The following is a 21,378-nucleotide window of genomic DNA, read 5'->3' as shown; positions in this document are numbered from 1 at the left end:
CGCACGAAAATGCCAACTTAAGCGACGATGGCCGGAATTAACCGCCGATGGCCTGAATGCCCGCCTTGGCGATTTGCGCGTCCTGAGCCGCCTTGACGCCCGACACGCCGACCGCGCCGACCACCTGACCGTCGACGATCACCGGCACGCCGCCTTCCAGCGTGCCTTGCAACGGCGCGCTCAGGAATGCCGTGCGGCCGTTGTTGATCATGTCTTCATAGTCCTTCGTTTCGCGGCGGCCGAGCGCCGACGTGCGGGCTTTTTCCGTTGCGATGTACGAGCTGACCGGCGCGCTGCCGTCCAGACGCAGCATGCCGAGTGGGTGGCCGCCGTCGTCGACCACCACGATGGCGACGGCCCATTGGTTCTTCTCGGCTTCCGCGCGGGCGGCCTCGAGGATTCGGGTCGTTTCGGCAACGGTCAACACGGGTTTGCTCAGCATAATGAATTCCTGTTTCGTTTAAGGTAAAGATGCTTCTACAAGTTCTATCCAATGGCGTACCGGCGTACGGCCGGCGCCGTCCAGATGCGTCTGGCAACCAATGTTGGCCGTGACGATCAGCTCCGGCTTGCCGCTTTCCAACGCATCGAGCTTGTTGCTCCGTAATCTTTCCGCAAGTTCCGGCTGGGTGATCGAATACGTGCCCGCCGATCCGCAACACAAATGGGCGTCGGGCACGGCGGTGAGATCGAAGCCGAGCCGTTGCAGGATCGACTCGACCGCGCCGCCCAGTTTTTGCGCATGCTGCAACGTGCATGGGCAGTGAAACGCGATTTTCTGCCGGGCCTGCTGCGACAACTGCTGGGGCATTTGCGTCGGCAAATTCTCTGGCGAATTCGCTGGCGAATCCCCTTGCGAATTCTCTGGCGAATGCCCTGGCAACTGACTCGCTTGCAACTGATCGAGCGGCTCGTTAGTCAATACCTCGACGAGGTCTCGCGCCAGAACGCTCACCCGCTGCGCTTTTGACGCATAGCGAGGATCATCGCGCAGCAGATGCCCGTACTCCTTGACGAACGCGCCGCAGCCGCTCGCGGTTTGCACGATGGCTTCGGCGCCGGCCTCGATGGCGGGCCACCACGCGTCGATATTGCGCCGTGCCCGCGCCAGCCCTGCCTCCTGCGCATTCAGATGATAGTCGGTCGCGCCGCAGCAGCCGGCACGCCCGACATTTACGATGCTGATGCCCAGCCGGTCCAGCACACGCGCGGCGGCCGCGTTGGTGTTCGGTGACAGCGCGGGTTGCACGCAGCCCTCCAGCATCAGCATTTTGCGCGGATGCCGCGGCGCCGGCCTCGGTTTTGTCCGATCATTAAACGGAGCGATAGGCCGAGCGCTTCGCTTGGGGATTTTACGTCCAAGCGCGGCCGGAAGAAACGGCCGCATGGCCCGGCCGGTTTTGAGCAGCGCGTCGAATACCGCAGGATTCGGGATCACCCGGCGCAAACCCTCGCGCAGCAGGCGTTCCGAGGCGGGCCGAACAATCCGCCGCTCCAGCTCGGCGCGGCCGATGTCCAGCAGCGCGTGATAGGTGACACCCGACGGGCAGGTGGTTTCACAGTTGCGGCAACTCAGGCAGCGGTCGAGATGCAGCTGGGTTTTCTGCGTGACCGGCTCGCCCTCCAGCATCTGCTTGATCAGATAGATACGGCCGCGTGGGCCGTCGAGTTCATTGCCGAGCAACTGATAGGTCGGGCAGGTCGCGTTGCAGAAGCCGCAATGCACGCACGAGCGCAGGATCTGTTCGGCTTCGTCGGCGCGCGACAGGGTTTTAGCATCGTCGCTGAGATTGGTTTGCATGGTGTCGTTCGCCTTCAGGGCTTCACAGGTCGATGGTCACAGGCCGATGGGCACAGACCGGTCGGCACTCGCCAGCATTCATTGGCCAGCATTGATAGGCCGCCGTTCGCCGGCATTCACAGGCCAGCATTGGCGGGCCGGCTTTGCCAGCACTCATAGGCCCGCATTGACGGACCGCTGTTCGCCAGCGCTCACAGGTCGGCATTCACAGGCCGGCATAGAGACGACCGGGGTTGAAGAGGCTGCGCGGATCGAGTTGCTGCTTCAACTGCCGATGAAAGCGCAGCAGCGCCTCTGGCGGCGGTGTGAACGGCTCGGCGTCCACCTGTGGCGTGAAGCAGGTCGCATGACCGCCCGCGGCGTGCGCGATCTGGCGGACCGTTGCCGCCGGGGCATCGCTTTTGAGCCAGCGTTGCGCCCCCGCCCAGTCGAGCAGCGTGTCGCCGGGCAAACGGCTCAGCGGCGAAGCATTCGGCAGCGAGAGGCGCCACAACGGGCGCGCGTCGTCGAAAAAGGCCAGACGATGCTCACGCAGTGCGTCCCAGAACTGCGGATCGAGTTCGGTTCCGCCGATGCGATCGACAGCCGAGGCCACCGATCCCGTGCCGCCTTCGAGCCGCACATGCAGGCGGCCGTCGACATGAGCCGCGCCACTGATCGGCAACGCGGCGCGGCGCCATGCGGACAGTTCGCGCAGCGCTTCGTGCGCATCGAGATCGAGCGTGAGGCTGCCGAGCGCGCGCGGCTTCGGCAAGACCTTCAGCGACACTTCGGTGATCAGGCCGAGGCAGCCGAAGCTGCCGGCTAGCAGTCGCGAGACGTCGTAGCCCGCGACGTTCTTCATCACTTCGCCGCCAAAGCGCAGATGCCTGGCGTTACCTGTAATGACGCGGCAGCCGAGCACGAAATCGCGCACCGACCCCGACCACGGCCGGCGCGGACCGGCGAGGCCGGCCGCCACCATCCCGCCGACGGTGGCCGTGCCGTCGAAGGTCGGCGGCTCGCAAGGCAGCATCTGACCGGCGGCGTCGAGCGCCGCATTCAGTTCGCTGACCGGCGTGCCGGCGCGCGCGGTGATCACGAGTTCAGTCGGGTCGTAGCTGACCACGCCGCGATGCGAGCGCGTGTCGATCGGCGTGCCTTGCACCGGGCGGCCCAGAAACGCCTTGCTATTGCCGCCACGAATCGTCAGCGGCGTACTGCTTGCCCATGCTTGCGAGACTTCGGCGACGAGCCGTTCGCTATCGTCCATCGATACCGTTTCGATCCGCATCAGAAACGCTCCAGTTCAGGAAAGGGCAGTGCGCCGTGGTGGACATGCATCGAACCGAATTCGGCGCAGCGGTGCAGCGTGGGCACGTTCTTGCCGGGGTTCAGGAGGCCGTCCGGATCGAAGGCGGCCTTCAGTGCGTGGAAGAAGCTCAGTTCGTCGCTATTGAATTGCGCGCACATCTGGTTGATCTTTTCGCGGCCCACGCCGTGTTCGCCGGTGATGCTGCCGCCCACCGCCACACACAGTTCGAGAATCTTCGCGCCGAGCGCTTCGGCGCGTTCCGTTTCACCGGGCGCGTTCGCATCGAACAGGATCAGCGGATGCATGTTGCCGTCGCCCGCGTGGAAGACGTTGGCCACTTTCAGGCCGTATTCGGTCGAGAGGTCCTCGATGCTCTTGAGCACGCGCGGCAATTCGCGGCGCGGGATCGTGCCGTCCATGCAGTAGTAATCCGGCGAGATGCGGCCGACCGCGGGGAACGCGTTCTTGCGGCCGGCCCAGAAGCGCTGGCGTTCGGCTTCGTCTTTGGCGAGGCGGATATCGGTGGCGCCCGCTGCGCGCAACAGTGCTTCGACACACTCCACGTCTTCCTGCACGTCGCTTTCCACGCCGTCCACTTCGCACAGGAGGATCGCTTCAGCATCGACCGGATAGCCCGCATGGATGAAGTCTTCGGCGGCCCGGATCGCGAGATTGTCCATCATTTCGAGGCCGCCGGGGATCACGCCCGCGCCAATGATCTGGGCGACCGCGGCACCGGCTTTCTCGACGTCGTCGAAACTGGCGAGCAGCACTTTCGCGCTTTGCGGCCTGGTGAGCAGCTTCACGGTGACTTCGGTGACGATGCCGAGCAAACCTTCCGACCCCGTGAAAAGCGCGAGAAAATCGAAACCGGGCGCGTCCAGCGCATCGGAGCCGAGCGTGATGCGCTCGCCGTCGATGGTGAGGATCTCGAGTTTCTGGATGTTGTTGACGGTCAGTCCATACTTCAGGCAGTGCACGCCGCCCGCGTTTTCCGCGACGTTGCCGCCGATCGAACAGGCGATCTGCGACGACGGGTCCGGCGCGTAATACATGCCGTGGGGCGCGGCGGCCTGCGAAATCGCGAGATTGCGCACGCCGGGTTGCACGCGGGCGATGCCGGCCTCGGGATCCACTTCGAGGATCCGGTTAAAGCGCGCCATCACCAGCAGAATGCCTTTGTCCAGTGGCAGGGCGCCGCCCGACAAACCGGTCCCGGCACCACGTGCGACCACGGGAATCTTTTGGGCGTTGGCGAATTTCAGCAATGCTTCGACCTGTTCGACCTTGTCGGGCAGCGCCACCAGCATGGGCGTGGTGCGATAGGCGGCGAGGCCGTCGCATTCGTACGGCCGCAAATCTTCCTGTTCATGGAGGAGTTGCAGGTCGGGGATCAGCGCTTGCAATTGAGTGACGACCGTGGATTTGTCGTGCGTCGCGAGCGCGCCATCGATGCGTTCGTCGTAGTGATAGCTCATGAGGTCTCCTGGTGCCGCGCCAACCCGGCGGTCGAACCCGTGGGCACGGGCGCGCGAGCATGTCTCAGAGGGGATTGTTGCGGCTACGGATGCCGCTGTCGATGGTGCGGCAAAGTGGTCGTACCAGTTTTTTTTGAAGCGCTTTGCGAGCCATCATAATGAACCCCAGCAAATGCAGGGATTACATGGATATCGCGGCTCCCGCGTGTTAGCATCAAAAGTGGTCATACCAGTAAAAAAGGCAATGAAAACAGCGGCAATGCAGACACCAGGTGTGGAAAGCACGCGGCAGGTGGCCGACGTCGTCGCCGATCGTATCGAACGATTGATCGTGGACGGCGTGCTGAAAACGGGGCAGGCGTTGCCCTCCGAGCGGCGCCTCACCGACAAGCTCGGCGTATCGCGCACGGCGTTGCGCGAAGGGCTCAAGCTGTTGCGGGCGCGCGGCATCATCGAAACCTCGCATGGCAGGGGCTCGTTCGTCGCCAGTCTCACCGCGCAACCCACGCTCACACCGATGATGCATCTGCTCGGCTCGCAGCCGCGCACGCTCTACGATCTGTTTGAAGTGCGCGCCTTGCTCGAAGCGGAATCCGCCCGGCTTGCGGCGCTGCGCGGCACGGCCGCCGACTTCGTGCTGATCACGCGCCGCTACGAGGAAATGCTCGCGGCGCACGGCAAAGACACAAACGCGTCCACCCACGCGCGCCTCGATCACGCGTTTCACCTTGCGATTTGCGAGGCTTCGCACAACCCGGTGCTGGTGCATACCTGGACCACGCTGACCGATCTGCTGTTGAGCTCGGTGTTTGCTTCGGTGAACAATCTCTATCACCGCGAGCCGCAAAAGCGGGTGATCGATCGTCAGCATGCACGGCTCTACAACGCGGTCACCGGCAAGCTGCCCGAACAGGCGCGCAAGGCGGCGGCCGATCACATCGAAAGCGTATGTGCGAATCTGCGCGAAATCGAACAGGAAGAGCAGCGGCTCGTGCGCGCGACGCTGCGGCTCGAAGGCTGGGAGTAGGGCGTAGTAGTTCAGCTGCAAGGTTCGGCATAGGCGGTGCAGCGTTCAACAGGCAATGGAAACCGGCGCCACGGCGCGGTCAATATGGCGCGTCGCAAGGCGCTTTACAAGCTTTACAATCGAGCATCAACACAAGAAAAACGCGTGTTCCCCACGCTCCACATCATGCCTACCATCAGCGAGCTTTTCGTCTATCCGATCAAATCCTGCGCCGGCATTGCGCTCAGTGAAGCGCGTCTGCTCGCCACCGGACTCGAATACGATCGATGCTGGATGGTCACCGAGCCGAGCGGTGCGATGCTCACACAGCGCGCGTATCCCCGCATGGCCCTCGTCAAAGTCGAACTCTGCGAACAGGAACTCGTGATTCGCGCGCCGGGCATGAGCGAATTGCGCACACCGCTTGATGCAGCCGGGCTCGGCGCCGCGCCTAAGGTGCAGACCGCGGTCTGGCGCGACGCGGCCTACGGGCTCGACACCGGCGAGCAAAGCGCCGCGTGGTTTTCGGACTTTCTCGGCGTGCCGGCGCGACTGCTGCGCTTCGATCCGGAGCGCGAGCGGATTGTCGATCCGGACTACACCGGCAGCGTCGGCGGCGCCACCACGCATTTCGCCGACGGTTTTCCGCTGCTGGTGATCGGCCAGGCCTCGCTCGACGATCTGAATGTGCGGCTGAACAACAAGGGCGCGCCGTCGATTCCGATTGACCGGTTTCGCCCCAACGTCGTGCTAACGGGGCTCGATGCGTACGAAGAGGACTACGTCGAGAGCTTGAGTGTCGACGGCGCTGAGAATGCAGCCGTCCAGCTGCAACTGGTCAAGCTGTGCTCGCGCTGTCCGATGCCGACCATCGACCAGGCGAAGGGCGCGCCCGATCCGGATTGGCCGAATGAACCCACCGACACCATGAGTGTCTACCGGGCCAGTCCGCGGCGAAACGGTGCGCTGACGTTCGGCAACAATGCGATCGTCGCGCGCGGAGCCGGGGCACGGCTGCGAGTCGGGCAAGCAGTGGAAGCGGAACTGGGTTTTGGCGACTAGACGGGGATGCCGGCTGGCGTTGAGCTGAACGGCAGAATCAGCGCGCAGAAGGACCGTACCGCGCTTGGCGCCTCGGGAGGAGGCACCCAGGTACGTCGCTCGCGGCGTCAATGCCAGGCACGCCCTGTCAGTGCCGCGAGGATCACCGGCATCGGCACGGGCTTGACGAAATGATGGTTGAATCCGGAGCGTAACGACTCGTTCTTGTCCTCGTCGCACGCAAGGCCGGTCACGGCGACCAGCATGGGCGCCGGCGTGTCGGCCACGTAGCGGATGCGCCGCGCGACCGCGCGCCCGTCGAGACGCGGCATTTCCACGTCGAGCAGCGCGGCATGCGGGTGCCACGCGCAATACTGCGCGAGGGCGTCGAGGCCGTTGCGCGCGGTCCGTACGTCGAAACCATGCGTGCTGAAGAAGAGTACGTAGGCGGCCAGCAGGTTCGGATCGTCGTCGGCGATCAGCAGGCGCGCGGCATCGTCAGTGGACATCCGGTTTCTCCAGGTTGCGTTCCTTGTATTGAGCAATTCGAAGTCCCGATAGAATCAAGGCTCAATATTTTGTTTTTTGGCCGTTCCGGCAAGGTATCTGGCACCCCTTCTTATGAATAAATTACCGCTTGGAGACGATGAGGCGGCACAAATCACACGGGACATCGAGACGGTCCGCCGCATCGATGCCGTGCCGTCGATCCTGCGCCTGATCTGCAAGAACACCGGGATGGGCTTTGCCGCTGTCGCCCGCGTCACGGAGCAAAGCTGGACGGCCTGCGCGGTGCAGGACGAAGTGAACTTCGGTTTGGCCGCCGGGGGCCAGCTCGATCTGCACACGACGTTGTGCTTCGAGTCGCGCGCCGCGCGCGCGTCGATCGTGATTGACAATTTCGGCAACGACCCTGTCTATAAAGGTCATCACACAGCGCGGATCTACAATCTGGGTAGTTATATTTCCGTACCGATCGTTTTGCCCGATGGCAGCTATTTCGGCAATCTCTGCGCGATCGATCCGAACCCGAATGAGATTTCGGACGCACGCACGCTGAGCATGTTCGAGGTGTTCGCCGAGCTGATCGCACTCCAGATCGCGACCGAGGGCCGGCAACAGGCGGCCGAAGAGGCGTTATCGCGCGAACGGGAAATTTCCAGCCTGCGCGAACAGTTCATCGCGGTGCTCGGCCACGATCTGCGCAACCCGCTATCCGCAGTCAGCGCAACCGCCGAGCTGCTGGCGCTGCGCAAGAACGAGCCGGATCTCGTAAAGATCGGTCAGCGCCTGAAAACCACCACCTTCCGCATGGCGCGCCTGATCGACGACGTGATGGATTTCGCGCGCGGCCGGCTCGGCTCGGGCATCGGCGTATCGATCGACGACGTCGACGATCTGGCCATGGCGTTGCGGGTGGTGGTCGCCGAATCGCGCGAGGCCAACCCGGAGCGCGTGCTGGTCGACGATATCGCGATCGGCACGCGAGTGCGCTGCGACCGCACGCGGGTCCAGCAGTTGCTGTCGAATCTGCTTGGCAACGCGGTGACGCATGGCTCGGCGGCGTTTCCGGTGGTCGTGCAAGCGCGCGTGGAGGGCAGCGAGTTCGTGCTGGCCGTGTCGAACGGCGGCAATGCGATTGCGCCGGATGCGTTGAACCGCGTGTTCGAGCCCTACTGGCGGCCGCCTACCAGCAAGCCGGGTGGTGGGCTGGGGCTCGGCCTGTATATCTGCAAGCAGATTGTCTCCGCGCACGGTGGCGCGCTGGAAGTCAGATCATCCGATGAGGATGGCACGGTGTTCGTAGCGAGATTGCCGGTCGGGATTTAAATTCGCGCGGCTTACGCGTTTCGCGCCGGCTGCGACTCGCTTTGACCTGCATTGCCGCCGGGTCTTCGCACCATTCTTCGCTTCGCTTACTCAATCGCGTGACGATCGTCGCCCGGGCCTTGCCACGTTTTGGGGGCAGGCAGGGTAATGCATCGTTAGTGCACCGATAGCACGCGTCTCACGTGCTCGCTGCTCGCACGGTCGTAGTGCTGCGTCGCACCATCCCTGTGCCTGGCTGCATCAAAACGTGCCGCGCGCGATGCTATCAACCCATCCCTCCCATTCGTCGCCAAGCCCCGCGCCACGGTGTTGTAACGGGCATTTCGCCTGATTGGCACAGGCTTTGCATTAAGCCCTCTCAGCGGATCAACGTGGATCCGTTGCGAGCGCAACAACAAAGCGCCCGCTGCAGCACAGATCAGGACAACGGCGTCCCCCGAATTCAGTCATCGACTGGGTTCGCGGGACGCCGTTTTTATTTCCGGAATCGCTTTCGCGCAGCAGCCTGGCAGCGGCAAAGCCGCAGCTAGCCCGCAGTTGAGCCGCAACAAGCTTCAACCAAGCCACAGGCGATTCCAGCCCAGCACATCGAGGAAGCCGCGCTCATGAGAATCATCGTTATCGGTCACGGGATGGTCGGCCACAAACTGGTCGAGTGCCTTGCACAAGACGCCGCGCATGGCCTCGACATCACGGTGCTGTGCGAAGAATCGCGGCCCGCCTATGACCGCGTGCATCTGTCCGAATTCTTTTCGGGCAAGACGGCAGATGATCTGTCGCTGGTCGAACCGGGCTTCTTCGAACGTCAGAACGTGCGGCTCCTGCTGAACGCGAAGGCCGTCTCGATCGATCGCGACGCGCGCACCGTGACGGTGTCGACGGGCCAGACGCACGACACGCTGCCCTATGACAAGCTCGTGTTCGCGACCGGCTCGTATCCGTTCGTGCCGCCCGTGCAGGGGCGCGAGCGGGCCGACTGTTTCGTGTACCGCACCATCGACGACCTCGAAGCCATGCAGGAATGCGGTACTCGCTCGAAGACCGGCACGGTGGTCGGCGGTGGTTTGCTCGGTCTCGAATGCGCGAAGGCGTTGCGCGACATGGGCCTGGAAACGCATGTGGTTGAATTCGCGCCGCGCCTGATGGCCGTGCAGGTCGATGACGGCGGCGGCCGCGTGCTGCGCAGCAAGATCGAAGAGCTCGGCGTGACGGTGCATACGCAGAAGAACACGACAGCGATCGTCGACGGGGAGAACGGCACGCATCGCATGCAATTCGCGGACGGCAGCTTCCTCGATACCGACATGATCGTGTTCTCCGCGGGGATTCGTCCGCGCGACGACCTCGCGCGCGAAAGCGGCCTGACGCTCGGCGCACGCGGCGGCATCGTGATCGACAACGCATGCCGCACCAGCGATCCGCACATCTATGCGATCGGCGAATGCGCACTGTGGAACGGTCAACTGTTCGGCCTTGTCGCGCCGGGTTATGACATGGCGCGCGCGGTGGCGAAACAACTGCTCGGCGACCCGGCGGAATTCGCAGGCGCCGATATGAGCACAAAGTTGAAGCTGATGGGCGTGGACGTGGCGAGCATCGGCGACGCGCATGGCAATACGCCGGGCAGCCGCGCCTATCAGTTCAGCGACGAGCGCAAGCAGGTCTACAAGAAGCTGGTGGTATCCGAGTGCGGCAAATATCTGCTCGGCGGTGTGATGGTCGGCGACGCGAGCGAATACGGCACGCTGCTGCAGATGATGCTCAACCGCATCGAGTTGCCGGCCTCGCCCGAGTTCCTGATCCTGCCGTCGTCCGACGGTCGGACGAAACCGGCGCTAGGCGTCGAGGCATTACCTGCCGGCGCGCAAATCTGCTCGTGCAACAACGTCTCGAAGGGTGACCTATGCGCCGCCGTCCGCGCGGGCGCGACCGACATCGGCGCGTTGAAAAGCGCGACCAGCGCGGGCACCTCGTGCGGCGGCTGCGTCCCGCTCGTCACCCAGGTGATGAAGGCCGAAATGAAGAAGCAGGGCATGGCCGTCAACAACCACGTCTGCGAGCACTTCCCCTATTCGCGCCAGGAGCTGTATCACCTCGTGCGCGTGGAGGGCGTGCGCAGCTTCGGCGAATTGCTGGCGAAGCACGGACACGGTCTCGGCTGCGATATCTGCAAGCCAGTCGTGGCGAGCATCCTCGCGTCGTGCTGGAATGAATTCGTGCTGAAGAAAGAGCACGCCTCGCTGCAGGACACCAACGACTACTACCTCGCCAACATCCAGCGCGACGGCACCTATTCGGTCGTGCCGCGGATGGCAGGGGGAGAAGTGACGCCTGACGGTCTGATCGCGGTCGGCCAGGTCGCGAAGAAATACGGTCTCTATACGAAGATCACCGGCGGTCAGCGGGTCGATCTGTTCGGCGCGCGCGTCGAGCAACTGCCGCTCATCTGGGAAGAACTGATCGCCGCCGGTTTCGAATCGGGGCATGCGTACGGCAAATCGCTGCGCACGGTGAAGTCGTGTGTCGGCTCGACGTGGTGCCGCTATGGCGTCGGCGATTCGGTGGGCCTTGCGGTCGAAATGGAGAACCGCTACAAGGGCCTGCGCACGCCGCACAAGATCAAGTTCGGCGTCTCCGGCTGCACGCGCGAATGCGCGGAAGCGCAGGGCAAGGACGTCGGCATCATCGCGACGGAGAAGGGCTGGAATCTCTACGTGTGCGGCAACGGCGGCATGAAGCCGCGCCATGCCGAACTGCTCGCCTCGGACCTCGATAAGGACACGCTGGTGCGCTACATCGACCGTTTCCTGATGTTCTACGTGCGCACCGCGGACCGTCTGCAACGCACCAGCGTGTGGCGCGATAACCTCGAAGGCGGACTCGAATATCTGATCGACGTGATCGTCAACGATCGCCTTGGCGTGGCCGCCGAGCTCGAGGTGGAAATGCAGCACGTGGTCGAGACCTATGAATGCGAATGGAAAAAGGCCGTCACCGATCCTGAAACGCGCAAGCGCTTTCGTCACTTCGTCAACAGCGGCGAGCCGGACAGCAACGTCAAATTCGTCGAGGAACGCGGCCAGATCCGACCCGCGACGCTCACCGAGCGGCAATCGAAGCTCGCTGCGATTCCCGTGGTTGTCGAAAACGTTTGATTCTTTTTTAACCTCATTCATCGAGGACTTGCGCCGTGAACCTTGACCGCCTTCCGCTTGCCTGGACGCCGATTTGCCCGCTCGACGACATCGTCCCCAACACGGGCGTGTGCGCGCTCGTCAACGGCGAACAGGTGGCCGTCTTTCATGTGAAAAACGGCGACGCGGACGGCGCCGTGTATGCAATCGAAAACTACGATCCAGGCTCGCATGCGGCGGTCCTCTCGCGCGGGCTGATCGGCAGTCTCGGCGAGCGCCTCGTCGTCGCTTCGCCAATCTACAAGCATCACTTCGATTTACGCACCGGTGAGTGTCTCGAGACACCGGCGTATTCCGTCAGTGCGTTCGCCGCGCGGGTGGAAAACGGCCAGGTGTGGGTCGCGGTTTGATCGGCTGATTGCTTGCAACTTCTTCCCACGATGCCATCGGCCATGCCCTCCACTAACGTAAAGACTGTGTGCCCCTACTGCGGCGTTGGCTGCGGCATGGTGCTGCACGTCGAGGACGGCCACGTCGTGAAGATTTCCGGCGACAAGGAGCATCCGGCGAATTTCGGGCGGCTCTGCACGAAGGGCCAATCGGCGCATGTCGCGTTACGCAAGTCGGGGCGTTTAGAAGGTGCGTTCGTGCGTCACGCACGTGACCAGGATCCGCTGCCACTGCCGATGGCGCAGGCGATCAGCGCCACGGCGACGCGTTTGCGCGGCCTGCTCGACGAACATGGACCGGACGCGTTGTCGTTCTACGTGTCGGGCCAGATGTCGATCGAGGCGCAGTACCTCGTCAACAAGCTCGCCAAGGGTTTTGTCGGCACCAATAACATCGAATCGAATTCGCGTCTGTGCATGGCGAGCGCGGGCAGCGGCTACAAGCTCTCGCTCGGCGCGGACGGACCGCCGGGATCGTACGAAGATATCGATCATGCCGACCTGTTCTTCGTGATCGGCGCGAATATGGCGGACTGTCACCCGATTCTGTTTCTGCGGATGATGGATCGCGTGAAGGCGGGGGCGAAACTGATCGTGGTGGACCCGCGCCGCAACACGACCGCTGAGAAGGCCGATCTCTTTCTACCGATCAAGCCGGGCACCGACCTCGCATTGCTCAATGGCCTGCTGCATCTGTTGCACGAAAACGGCCATACGGATGCGTCTTTTATAGCCGAGGCGACCGAAGGCTGGGACGCGATGCCCGCTTTTCTGGCGGACTACACGCCGGAGAAAGTGTCGGAAATCACGGGCCTTGCCGTCGCGGACATCCGTGAGGCCGCGCGCATGATCGGGGCCGCACCGGAGTGGATCAGCTGCTGGACCATGGGCCTGAACCAAAGCACGCACGGCACGTGGCACACCAACGCGATCTGCAATCTGCATCTGGCGACGGGCAAGATCTGCCGCCGCGGCAGCGGGCCCTTCTCGTTGACCGGCCAGCCCAACGCGATGGGCGGCCGCGAAATGGGCTACATGGGGCCCGGTTTGCCGGGACAGCGTTCGGTGCTGGTCGAAGAAGACCGCGCGTTTGTCGAAGACCTGTGGGGCATTCCGAAAGGCACGCTGAAGACTGAAGTTGGCAACGGCACGATCGATATGTTTGCCCGCATGGCCGCGGGTGAGATCAAGGCGTGCTGGATCATCTGCACCAATCCGGTGGCGAGCGTCGCGAACCGTCAGAACGCGATCGCCGGTTTGCGCGCCGCTGAACTCGTGATTTCGCAGGACGCCTTCCTCGACACCGAGACCAACCGTTACGCCGACGTGCTATTGCCCGGCGCGCTATGGGCCGAGGCCGAAGGCGTGATGATCAACTCCGAGCGCAACCTGACGCTGATGCAAAAGGGCATCGAGCCGCCGGGTGCTGCGTTGCCGGACTGGCAGATCATCGCGCGCGTCGCTTGCGAAATGGGGTTCGCCGCTGCGTTTTCCTATGCGAGCGCCGAGGAAGTCTTCGCGGAGATCACCCGTGCGTCGAATCCGAAAACGGGCTACGACCTGCGCGGCGCGAGCCATCGCCGGCTGCAGGAAACGCCGCTGCAATGGCCGCTTGCCGCCGCTGACGGCGCCGATCGCAATCCGGTTCGCTACCTCAACGACGGCGTCAGCCAGACGCTGAAGGAACGGCCCGACGGCAGCCGTCCGCGGCTCGTGTTTCCAACCGCAAGCGGCAAAGCGGCGTTCTTCGCTCGCGCCTTTGCAGCCCCGGCCGAATTGCCCAATCGGGAATTGCCGATCGTGCTGAACACGGGCCGCTTGCAGCATCAATGGCACACCATGACCAAGACCGGCAAGGTGGCGATGCTCAACAAGCTCAACCCTGGCCCGTTCGTCGAGATTCATCCCGAAGACGCCGCCACGCTCGGCATCAAGGCAAAAGATCCAGTCGAGATCCGTTCGCGCCGCGGCCGTGCCGTATTGCCGGCGGTCGTCACGGAGCGCGTGCAAGCCGGCAACTGCTTCGCGCCGATGCACTGGAACGACGTGTTCGGCGACGACCTGTGTATCAACGCCGTGACGAGCGATGCCATCGACCCAGTCTCGCAGCAGCCCGAACTCAAGTTCTGCGCAGTCGCGCTGAGCCCGGTCGCGCTCGAAGCCCTCGCGCCGGTTTCGAATGCCTGCGACGAGACGTTCACCGATGCCTCTGCCGTGGCAACTGCCGCTCTGCCGGCGCGCGCGATATCGACGAAGTCCGAGGAACTGGAAATGCCCCGCATCGATGCACTGACGAGTCTGTTGCAGCTTCCGCAGACACCCGCGCCATCGCTCACGGATGCCGAGCGCTTGTACCTCGCCGGGTTCGTTAGTGGCCTGCGTTCTTCTGAGGCACTGGGCATCGACAGCGTGCCGGTCCTGCCGGCCGGCGCACCGTTTGATCCGACAAGCCGTCTTTACGTGGATGGTCTGCTGGCCGGACTGTATAGCCGCAGTGGAACAGGTGTGGCCGTGCCAGCAGGTTCGATAGCGGCGCCGCCGCAGTCCGCCGCGGCGCAGGCGGCCGGCGTGCGCATCGTGCGCGCGCGACCCAAAGTGACCTTGTTATGGGCCTCGCAAACCGGCAACACCGAATCGCTCACTGAACGCTACGCCACGCGCCTGATGGAGTCCGGCTTTGAAATCCGCACGTCATGCATGGCGGACTATCAGGCGTCGGCGCTCGCCAAAGCGCAATACGTGCTGCTGATGTCGAGCACATTCGGCGACGGCGATCCGCCCGATAACGCGCAAAGTTTCTGGTCCCAACTGGCCGGCGATGCAGCGCCTCGTCTCGACGGTCTGCGCTATGCGGTGCTCGCGTTGGGCGACCGGAACTACGATCAGTTCTGCGGCCACGGCCGCCGGCTCGACGAGCGTTTCGCGGCTCAAGGAGCGCTGCGTCTGATGGATCGCGTCGAGTGTGACAGCGAGTATCAGGCAAGCGCCGACGCATGGCTCGAACGCATCATCGTGCGCATCAACGAAGAAGATGCGGCGCTGCACGCGGTGCCAGCGGGCGGCATGATCAACGCCGTGGTGCCCGGCGCCGTGCCGACCAAAACGCGTCCGGCCAGCTCGCGGCTCGTCACGAACCTGCAGCTGAACAAGCAGGGCGCCGCGAAGGATACGCGCTACTTCTCGTTGAGCACGGGCGACTCGGGCCTCGAATACGAAGCCGGCGATGCACTGGGCGTATGGCCGAGCAATTGTCCCGAACTGGTCGACGAATTGATCAGCCTGAGCGGCGTGAACGCCGATGCCGCGGTAAGCGTGCCTGGCGCGGGCGACATGTGCCTCGCCGAGGCGCTCGCCAAACACTACGAGATCGCCCGTCCCAACCCTGACGCGCTCGCGTTCATTGCCGCGCGTACCCGCAACGGCGCACTGCGCGATCTGCTCTCAGCGGAACGCAAAGCCGACCTCAAGCAATGGTTGTGGGGCCAGCAGCTCGCCGACGTGTTGCACGAATTCCCAGTGAACCTGACGGCCACCGAATTGACCGGCATGCTCAAGCGCCTGCAACCGCGGTTGTATTCGATTGCCTCGAGCCCGAAGGCGCATCCCGGCGAAGTTCATCTGACGGTTGCCGCGGTTCGCTACAACAATGGCCGCCGCCATCGCAAAGGCGTGTCGTCGACGTTTCTCGCCGACCGTGCCGGCGACGCGAATGTGCCGGTATTCGTGCAGAAATCCGCGCACTTTCGGCCTCCTCATGTTTCCGGTACGCCGATCATCATGGTCGGTCCTGGCACCGGCGTTGCACCGTTTCGCGGCTTCTTGCACGAGCGGCGTGCAAGGGGCGACAAGGGGCGCAACTGGCTGTTCTTCGGCGAACAACATGCGGCTACCGATTTCTACTACCGCGACGAACTCGAAGCGATGCGCGACAGCGGTGTGCTGACCCGGCTCGATGTCGCTTTCTCGCGCGATCAGACGGAAAAGATCTACGTGCAGGACCGCATGCGCGAGCACGGTGCGCAATTGTGGGCGTGGCTCGAAGAAGGTGCGCATTTCTACGTCTGCGGCGACGCAAGCCGGATGGCGAGAGACGTCGACGCGACGCTTAAGCAGATGGTTGCCCGGCACGGCGGCATGAACGAAGAAAAAGCCGCTGATTATGTGAGCCGTCTTGCGCAGGAAAAGCGCTACGTACGCGACGTTTATTGATTTTTAAAGCGACCGGTACAGGCGCCGTTTTCAAGGTTTCAAAAAGTACTCAGCAAAGCTTCAAGAAGATGGACCCGGATGGCATGGAGGTTGCATGTTCAGACCGGTATTCAACATCGTAATCATTCAGGTGCGACGTTCCAGCGCAATGTGTCAGCGCCCCGCACCCGGCAAGCGAACCACCAGCATATATGAGGATGTCTAATGAACAACGTGATGAGCTCCCTGAAACGTGGAGACTGGCGCACACTAGTGGCGTGTTTCCTCTATTTCGACACCGGCTTTACCGTGTGGGTGCTGTACGGGCCGCTCGCGCCGTTCATCAGCAAGAGCGTTGCGATGACACCCGCGCAGCAAGGTTTGCTGGTCGCCGTGCCGGTGCTGTCGGCGGCGATCCTGCGCGTGACGCTCGGTAACCTGTATCAATCGGCGCATGGCAAGCGCATCGCGTTGCTGGGCGTATTGCTCTCGGCGGTGCCGACGATCGTGCTGCCGCTGTTGCCGTTCGTGCCGTCGTACACCTTGCTGCTGGTGCTCGGCGTATTCCTCGGTGTGGGTGGTGCGAGCTTCGCGGTGGCGCTGCCGATGGCCGGCAGCAACTATCCGCCTAAAGTGCAGGGCCTGGTGCTGGGTCTTGCCGCTGCCGGCAACATCGGCGCGGTGCTCGATGGCTTCCTGTTCCCCCAGCTGGCCACGCACTACGGCTGGCAAATGGCGACCGCCGGTGCATTGCCGCTACTCGCGATTGCCGCGCTCACGCTGTATTTCTGGGCCAACGATTCCGGTATCAAATCGGGCAATGCGCTGCGCGCGTTCGGCAGCTTTGTGGTGACGCTCGTCGGTTTGATCGTGCTCGTACTGCTGGTCGAGGCAGGTCTGTTCGGTTCGGGCAAGACCGGTGTGCTGCTGTTGCCGGTGATCGGCGCACTGCTGGCGATCGCCGTGCTGCCCAGGCGCTATCGCTCGGTGTTGGCGGAGCGCGACACGTGGGCGATCATGCTGGTGTACAGCATCACGTTCGGTGGTTTTGTCGGCATGTCGTCGTATGTTTCGCTGCTGCTGACCAACCTCTATCAGCTCTCGAAGATCGATGCGGGTCTTTTCATGGCGCTGCTTGCCGCGACCGGCGCGATGGTGCGGCCGCTCGGCGGCTTGATTGCCGATAAGGTGTCGGGCGTGCGTGCGCTGACCTTCCTTCTCGCGCTCATTTCGCTGTGCGATTTCGTGTTCGCTGCCGCGATGCCGTCGATGGTGGGCGGGATTGCGCTGCTGCTATGCCTGTACGTGGCCTTCGGTCTCGGCAATGGCGCGACCTTCCAGTTGGTGCCGCATCGCTGGGCTGGCCGCACCGGCTTGATGTCGGGTATCGTCGGTGCGGCGGGCGGCATCGGCGGATTCTATCTGCCGGTCGTGATGGGCATCGCGAAGGAAAGCACGGGCAGCTATCAGATGGGCTTCGCGACCTTCGGCGCGTTGGCGGCTTGTGCGTTCCTCGCGATCGTTGCACTGCGCCGTCCGTGGATGGCGTGGTCGATGCACACCGGCGTGATTCATGCGCACGCAACGGAGTGAGGCTGTGGTGCGCGCGTTTGTGACGAAAACTTCGGCGAGATAAGTTTGTTGCGTTAGCCGTGCCGTCTGTTGCATTTGTTTCGCTTCCATCTGCCCGACCGGTGTGTTCACAAGCTATGCTGGGCACATTTCCGAATGTCAGGTAAATGTAATGGACAACTGGTGGCATATCGTCTGGACAACTGCTAAAGCAGAATTCTCCGATCTCGGCAGCCTGTCCGAAGTTACTCAGGTGCTGATGCGCCTCGGTCTCGCGCTGATACTCGGCGGCATCCTCGGATTCGAGCGCGAGATGTCGCGGCGCGACGCCGGGATGCGCACGCACATGATGGTCGCGGTCGGCGCTGCGCTCTTCGTGGTGGTGCCGCTGCAGGCCGGCTTCTCGCAGGACAACATGAGCCGGGTGCTGCAGGGGCTGGTGTCGGGTGTCGGTTTTCTCGGCGCGGGCGCCATCATCAAGCTCAGTGCCGAGCGCGAGGTGCGCGGCCTGACCACGGCGGCGAGCCTTTGGCTAAGCGCGGGCGTGGGTGTGGCGGCGGGTCTTGGGCGCGAAGCCACCGCGATTCTCAGCGTGGCGATTGCGCTGGCAATTCTGTCCAGTGCGCGCCTGTTCAAGAAGCACGAGCCGGATGAGCAGTAATGCCGCGCTGGCGTTTGCTGCGTGTCGGAGATCCGTGAACGGTTTCTGAGTGTGCAGCAAAACGCGCAGGTAAATCCTTGCATGTCGCCCCATGCGAGCCTAATATGCAGTCAGGAGGCTGCATATGAACTCATCAACCGATCGTATCGAAAAAGAGATTCTGCTGAAGGCGCCGCGCTCGCGGGTGTGGCGCGCGTTGTCCGACGCGGAGGAATTCGGCACATGGTTTTGCGTGGATTTCAGGGGCAAACAGTTTGTCGCCGGCCAATCCATCCGGGGCAACATCACCTATCCGGGTTATGAGCATCTCGTCATGGAGGCGCAGGTCGAGCGCGTTGAGCCCGAACATCATCTTTCGTTTCGCTGGCATCCTGCCGCGGTGGATGTGTCGGTCGACTACTCGTCGGAGCCCACCACGCTGGTCGTATTCGAGCTGACCGAGGTCGACTCGGGCACGTTGTTGAAGGTAGTCGAATCGGGCTTCGATCAGATTCCCGCCGCGCGCCGCGATGAAGCATTCCGCATGAACAGCGGTGGTTGGGAAGAGCAGTTGGTCAACATCGAAAAGCATGTCGCCAAGGGCTAAGCGGGCCGCCGCCCGGCCGGCTTCCGGCAATGCGCGTGTGAAAGAAGCCGTGTTGCGGAGTTCCGCGTCGATTTTTGCGGCGCTTGGCGACGAAACGCGCCTGCGTCTGATAGCCGTGTTGTGCGCCGGCAGTGCGATGTCGATCGCCCAGTTGACCGCCGGCACGGAGATGACGCGGCAGTCGGTCACGCAGCATTTGGAAGTGCTCGCCAATGCGGGCCTGGTGCGCGACGTCAAGGTGGGCCGTGAACGCTTATGGGCGTTCGAACCGGCGCATCTGAATGAAGCGCGGCGCGCACTCGAAACGATCTCGCAGCAATGGGATCAGGCATTGCTGAGGTTGAAGGCGGCGGTCGAGGAGTGAGAGGCGGGCTTGGCCCAATTTTGTTCGCAGGTCAGCCGGGCTTGCCGAAACCTTCGCGAAACGCATTGAAGGCGGATTCGATGAAAGCAGGCGTTGGCTCGAAAAGCCGGGCACGGCGCCCGATCATGTGCTCAAGAATGCGCGGATAGTTCTCGCCGAATGCCAGCACTTGCGCAATCAATCGGGTGGTTTCCGCAGAGGCGATCGCGGCCGTGTCTCGCCCCAGCAGCGCGGCACCCGCGAGTTCCAACTGATGGTCATATTGTTCGACGAGTTCGTAACTCTCATCGTAAAGACGCGCGTGATTGCCCGCCGCGGCATAGTTGCCAAGTAAAAACAGCAAATCCGTCGCATCCTTTCTGTCGGACGCATGACGGTCACGCCAGGCGACGATTTTCAGCATCGCCTGAGCCGGCAGCGACGCGACGGGTACCGCCAAATCCGTCGCCACGCGCACGGTCATGGCGCCGGCCAGCGCTTCGGCGAAGCCGGCCACGTTCATCCTGATCGCGTGATCCGGCGGCCAGGCAATTTCTTTTGCCGCAGCCTTGCCCCCATCGCTCTCCACGCCGCCAAAAGGAACAATGTCGAGCCACATCAATTCGCCGCTGCGGGGGGCGCGATAGTACAGCCGGTGCGCCTCATTGCGTTGCTCGAATGCACCGCCGGCGATCAGCGCCGCCTTGAGGGCGGCATGGCCAGTCCAGCTTTCCACGCTTACGCCGATATCGACGTCGGCGGTTGCACGCGTGGCCTCGATCCCGTGGACGTGAGTCAGCATGATGTCGCGTGCGGTTGCGCCGCCGACGAACCACTCGACGTTCGAAGCGTTTGCCGTTTCAGCGACATGCCGTAACAGTTCGACGACGAGCGCCGGCAACGGCCGGCTGTCGAGAAGATCAAGTGGAGAGGTATTGTTCACGTAGCAGCCGCGCCGTTTCGATGTTGCGTGAATCGCCGGTTGCGATCAGGTCGGCATAGATCAGCACGGGATGTGCGACAGATGACGGCAGGTTCGGCGTGCCGGCGGAGGAAAGCGGTGTAATCGCCGGAATCGGCATGTTCAGTACTTCTACCTCGCCGCGCGGATCGAGCCGCAGGCGGGCGTCTATCAGCCATTTACGCGGTATTGTGTGCTGGCAGTAGAGCGTGACGGTTGCCGGCTTCAGATAGCCGGTGAGAAGCGCCGCGGCGACTTCGCCGCCGAACAGGCATTGCTCACTGCGCGGATCGATGGCGCGCCACCATGCCGGATCTTCGGCCCGATAGCGATTGACCAGCAACTGATTACGAAGCCGGGAAGGGTACAGCGCTGCCCATTCATCTAGCAGCCGGGCCGTGTCGGCCAGAACATAGCCGTCTTTCCGTTGAACGATATCGCCCCGTTCAAGAAGGTCGCGAAACGTCGACTGGGCGGTGCCGAGACTGACGGCCGCGCGCTGCGCGATGAGGCGTTGCGCCGCATGGATGAGCGTTGGGTCGCAAAGCAGCGCCAATACGACCTTCATGCCTTTGGTGGTCCATGCGCGGTCTTTGATGCGGCTCGCCATGCCGGTGCGTTTTTCCCCGGAGATCATGATCAGGTTGCCGTCGCTTTGCATGATGGCGTTACCGGACATATCCAGGGCATCCAGGCCTAATTCCCGGCAATGCCGAAGCAGATTGGGCGACAGGTAGGGCGTGACGACCACGAACGGATCATCGGCGCGGATGTGAGCGGTGGATTTGATCGCGGCGAGCGTGGCGAAACGATCGACGTTGTCCACCAGCAGCACCGGACGCGACCAGCTTCTATCCGGCGCTGCCTGGAACTGTATCTTCGCTGCATAGTGGGCATGGCGCGGCGGCCGGAGAATTCGGGTGGACACGCCTGTCGCGGCAGAAAACGCAGCGGCGGCGGCCTGGATGGTCGGGTCAGGTACGAACGGCAGCGCGGATTTGCGTGGCATGGTCCACCTTGTTCAATTTTTCCCA

General features: G+C 63.1%; 17 protein-coding genes. 10 read left to right on the top strand and 7 right to left on the bottom strand.

Annotation, left to right across the window (positions count from 1 at the left end; genetic code table 11):
* Positions 1 to 37 precede the first annotated feature (37 nt).
* The 4 genes from P0D84_RS09970 to glcD form a co-directional block, all read right to left on the bottom strand.
* On the bottom strand, positions 38 to 442 hold the full coding sequence (locus P0D84_RS09970) for a heme-binding protein (protein WP_408335547.1): 405 nt from the start codon (positions 440 to 442) through the stop codon (positions 38 to 40).
* An 18-nt stretch (positions 443 to 460) separates the two neighbouring features.
* Positions 461 to 1,801, bottom strand: a complete 1,341-nt coding sequence (gene glcF / locus P0D84_RS09965; RefSeq protein WP_408335544.1) for a glycolate oxidase subunit GlcF — start codon at positions 1,799 to 1,801, stop codon at positions 461 to 463.
* A gap of 205 nt (positions 1,802 to 2,006) precedes the next feature.
* Complete coding sequence (gene glcE, locus P0D84_RS09960) at positions 2,007 to 3,074, bottom strand: glycolate oxidase subunit GlcE (protein ID WP_408335541.1); 1,068 nt, start codon at positions 3,072 to 3,074, stop codon at positions 2,007 to 2,009.
* Positions 3,074 to 4,573, bottom strand: coding sequence for a glycolate oxidase subunit GlcD (gene glcD / locus P0D84_RS09955; protein ID WP_408335538.1), 1,500 nt, complete (start codon positions 4,571 to 4,573; stop codon positions 3,074 to 3,076). Before glcD ends, glcE begins: the two co-directional genes overlap by 1 nt.
* A gap of 244 nt (positions 4,574 to 4,817) precedes the next feature.
* Here glcD and glcC point away from each other — a divergent pair, with 244 nt between their 5' ends.
* Positions 4,818 to 5,600, top strand: coding sequence for a transcriptional regulator GlcC (glcC, locus tag P0D84_RS09950; protein WP_408335535.1), 783 nt, complete (start codon positions 4,818 to 4,820; stop codon positions 5,598 to 5,600).
* A gap of 165 nt (positions 5,601 to 5,765) precedes the next feature.
* A complete protein-coding gene (locus tag P0D84_RS09945) occupies positions 5,766 to 6,641 on the top strand; it encodes an MOSC domain-containing protein (RefSeq protein WP_408335532.1) in 876 nt (291 codons plus the stop codon).
* A gap of 107 nt (positions 6,642 to 6,748) precedes the next feature.
* Here P0D84_RS09945 and P0D84_RS09940 read toward each other — a convergent pair whose 3' ends face one another.
* Positions 6,749 to 7,129 carry a response regulator gene (locus tag P0D84_RS09940; RefSeq protein ID WP_408335529.1) on the bottom strand — a complete coding sequence of 127 codons (381 nt, stop codon included), beginning with the start codon at positions 7,127 to 7,129 and terminating at the stop codon, positions 6,749 to 6,751.
* Between the two features lie 112 nt (positions 7,130 to 7,241).
* Between P0D84_RS09940 and P0D84_RS09935 the strand changes: the two genes are divergently transcribed.
* From P0D84_RS09935 to P0D84_RS09900, 8 genes are all read left to right on the top strand, one after another.
* Entirely contained in the window at positions 7,242 to 8,450 is a 1,209-nt protein-coding gene (locus P0D84_RS09935) for a GAF domain-containing sensor histidine kinase (RefSeq protein ID WP_408335526.1), read from the top strand.
* A 605-nt stretch (positions 8,451 to 9,055) separates the two neighbouring features.
* Positions 9,056 to 11,605, top strand: coding sequence for a nitrite reductase large subunit NirB (gene nirB / locus P0D84_RS09930; protein WP_408335523.1), 2,550 nt, complete (start codon positions 9,056 to 9,058; stop codon positions 11,603 to 11,605).
* A 35-nt stretch (positions 11,606 to 11,640) separates the two neighbouring features.
* Entirely contained in the window at positions 11,641 to 11,994 is a 354-nt protein-coding gene (gene nirD, locus P0D84_RS09925) for a nitrite reductase small subunit NirD (RefSeq protein WP_408335520.1), read from the top strand.
* 42 nt (positions 11,995 to 12,036) lie between these two features.
* Positions 12,037 to 16,242 carry a bifunctional nitrate reductase/sulfite reductase flavoprotein subunit alpha gene (locus P0D84_RS09920; RefSeq protein ID WP_408335517.1) on the top strand — a complete coding sequence of 1,402 codons (4,206 nt, stop codon included), beginning with the start codon at positions 12,037 to 12,039 and terminating at the stop codon, positions 16,240 to 16,242.
* 204 nt (positions 16,243 to 16,446) lie between these two features.
* Positions 16,447 to 17,814 carry an MFS transporter gene (locus tag P0D84_RS09915; protein WP_408335514.1) on the top strand — a complete coding sequence of 456 codons (1,368 nt, stop codon included), beginning with the start codon at positions 16,447 to 16,449 and terminating at the stop codon, positions 17,812 to 17,814.
* A gap of 151 nt (positions 17,815 to 17,965) precedes the next feature.
* Positions 17,966 to 18,454, top strand: coding sequence for an MgtC/SapB family protein (locus tag P0D84_RS09910; RefSeq protein ID WP_408335511.1), 489 nt, complete (start codon positions 17,966 to 17,968; stop codon positions 18,452 to 18,454).
* A 124-nt stretch (positions 18,455 to 18,578) separates the two neighbouring features.
* Positions 18,579 to 19,040 carry an SRPBCC family protein gene (locus P0D84_RS09905; protein ID WP_408335508.1) on the top strand — a complete coding sequence of 154 codons (462 nt, stop codon included), beginning with the start codon at positions 18,579 to 18,581 and terminating at the stop codon, positions 19,038 to 19,040.
* The gene (locus tag P0D84_RS09900) at positions 19,024 to 19,404 is read left to right on the top strand and encodes an ArsR/SmtB family transcription factor (protein WP_408335505.1); all 381 of its coding nucleotides are present in this window, start codon (positions 19,024 to 19,026) and stop codon (positions 19,402 to 19,404) included. The genes P0D84_RS09905 and P0D84_RS09900 overlap by 17 nt, the downstream gene beginning before the upstream one ends.
* Before the next feature lie 31 nt (positions 19,405 to 19,435).
* On the opposite strand, the gene P0D84_RS09895 is transcribed toward P0D84_RS09900, so the two are convergent.
* Together P0D84_RS09895 and P0D84_RS09890 are read right to left on the bottom strand one after the other, a co-directional pair.
* The gene (locus tag P0D84_RS09895; RefSeq protein WP_408335502.1) at positions 19,436 to 20,326 is read right to left on the bottom strand and encodes a nucleotidyl transferase AbiEii/AbiGii toxin family protein; all 891 of its coding nucleotides are present in this window, start codon (positions 20,324 to 20,326) and stop codon (positions 19,436 to 19,438) included.
* On the bottom strand, positions 20,304 to 21,353 hold the full coding sequence (locus P0D84_RS09890; protein WP_408335499.1) for a type IV toxin-antitoxin system AbiEi family antitoxin: 1,050 nt from the start codon (positions 21,351 to 21,353) through the stop codon (positions 20,304 to 20,306). Before P0D84_RS09890 ends, P0D84_RS09895 begins: the two co-directional genes overlap by 23 nt.
* Between the last annotated feature and the right edge of the window lie 25 nt (positions 21,354 to 21,378).

This window comes from Paraburkholderia sp. RL17-337-BIB-A, from assembly GCF_046025895.1.
Taxonomy (GTDB): domain Bacteria; phylum Pseudomonadota; class Gammaproteobacteria; order Burkholderiales; family Burkholderiaceae; genus Paraburkholderia; species Paraburkholderia fungorum_C.
Note: the sequence above shows the minus strand (reverse complement) of the source record. Positions and strands in the feature narration are given on the sequence as shown.